Annotated in this window: 1 protein-coding gene; it reads left to right on the top strand. The window is 73.0% G+C overall.

Annotated elements, in window-relative coordinates:
• Positions 1-2,179, top strand: a 2,179-nt coding sequence (locus ACFIF2_RS35765) for an amino acid adenylation domain-containing protein (RefSeq protein WP_395577465.1), incomplete at both ends; no start/stop codon positions are given.

Below are 2,179 nucleotides of genomic sequence, written 5' to 3'. Positions count from 1 at the left end.
GAACCCGCTCGTCCAGGTCATGTTCCAGATCGTCAACGAGCTCCCGGACTTCGGCGCGCTGGGCGACCTCGACGTGGAACTCTTCCGGACGGACCGCGAGTTCACCCGCATGGACCTGGAGGTCTACCTCTTCCCCGCCGACGACGGCGGGCTGAACGGCAGGCTGGTGTTCAGCCGCGCACTGTTCGACCAGAGCACCGTCGAGCGGTTCGTCCGCCACCTCGGCACCGCCCTGCGCCAGCTCCTGGACGATCCCGACCGGCCCGTCTCCCATGTCTCCCTCCTCGACGGCACCGAGAGCGAACACCTCCTCGCCGCCGGGAACGACACGGACCGCCCCCTGCCCGAAGCCTCACTGCCCGAACTGTTCGCCCGGCAGGCCGCCCGTACACCGGACGCGATCGCCCTCGAACTGCCCGACGGCTCCACGTGCACCTACGCGGAACTGGCCCGGCGGGCACACCGTCTCGCCCATCGCCTGCTGGCCGCCGGCCTCACACCCGAGCAGACCGTCGGACTCCACCTCGACCGGGGCCCGGACCTCGTCGTGTCGATCCTCGCCGTGCTCGCCGCCGGCGGCACCTACCTGCCGCTCGACCGGCGGGACCCGGCCGGACGCACCCGCCTGCTCCTCGAGGAAGCGGGCACGCGGCTCGTCCTCAGCGAGCGGCCCGACACCACCGACGAGATCCTGCGCGGCACCGGGATCACCACCCTCGCCACGGCCGCCGACACCCAAGGCCCCGACGACCGGCCCGACATCACCCCGCACCCGGACACGCTCGCCTACGTGATGTACACCTCGGGCACGACCGGCGTACCCAAGGGCGTGGCCGTGACCCACCGCAACGTCATCGCCCTGGCCCTCGACTCCCGCTGGCGCAACGGCCACCACGAACGGGTCCTGCTGCACTCCCCGCACGCCTTCGACGCGTCCACCTACGAACTGTGGGTTCCCCTGCTGTCCGGCGGCCGCGTGGTCGTGGCCCCGCCCGGCGAACTCGGTACGGCCGACCTGAGCCGCGCCGTCACGCGCGGCCGGGTGACCGGGCTGTGGCTCACCGCGGGCCTGTTCAGCCTCCTGGCCGACGTGAGCCCCGAGACCTTCGCGACCGTGCGGGAGGTGTGGGCCGGCGGCGAGGCGGTGTCGCCCCAGACGGTGACCGCCCTGCTGACCGCGCACCCCGGCCTCACCGTCGTCGACGGCTACGGACCGACCGAGACCACCACGTTCGCCAGCTGCCACCCCGTCACCGCCGCCGACCTGCCGGTCCGGTCCATGCCGATCGGCATGCCCATGGACAACACCCGGGCCTACGTGCTCGACGCACACCTGCGCCCCGTCCCCGCCGGCGTCGTCGGCGAGCTGTACCTCGGCGGCGCGGGTCTGGCCCGCGGCTACCTCGGACGCCCCGGACTCACCGCCGAACGCTTCGTCGCCGACCCCTTCGGCACGCCCGGCGGCCGGCTGTACCGCACCGGCGACCTGGTGCGTCGACGTGCCGACGGCGTGATCGAGTACCGGGGGCGGGCCGACGAGCAGGTCAAGATCCGCGGCTTTCGCATCGAACCCGCCGAGGTCGCGGCGGCACTTCGACGGCAGGAGTCCGTCGCCGCCGCGGTCGCCGTCGTACGGGAGGACCGCCCCGGCGAGCGTGAGCTCGTCGGCTACGTCGTGCCCAGGGGCACCCCCTCGCCCGAGGAGTTCGCCGCCGCCGTGCGGACCGCTCTCACCGATCAGGTGCCCCGCCACCTGATCCCCTCGTCCCTCGTCGTACTGGACGCGATCCCCCTCACCGCGTCGGGCAAGCTGGACCGGCGCGCCCTGCCCGCTCCGGAACGTGCGAAGCCCGCCGAGCGCACCGCCCCGCGTACCCCGGAGGAGCGCACCTTGGCGGCGGTGTTCGCCGAGCTGCTCGGGATCGAGTCGGTCGGCATCGACGAGAACCTGTTCGCACTGGGCGGCCATTCCCTCATGGCCGCCCGGATGATCGCCCGGATCCGGTCCGACCTGGGCGTCGAGATCCCCCTGCCCATGGTGTACCAGCACGGCACCGTACGGGAGCTCGCCCCTTACCTGACCGGCACCGAACACCGGACGGACGCTCCACCGTTGGTCCCCGTCGACCGCGACCGACCGCTTCCGCTCTCCTTCGGACAGCGCGGACTCTGGCTCGCC

Source organism: Streptomyces sp. BK79, assembly GCF_044142145.1.
Classification (GTDB): domain Bacteria; phylum Actinomycetota; class Actinomycetes; order Streptomycetales; family Streptomycetaceae; genus Streptomyces.
This window is presented reverse-complemented; position numbering and strand designations above follow the sequence as displayed.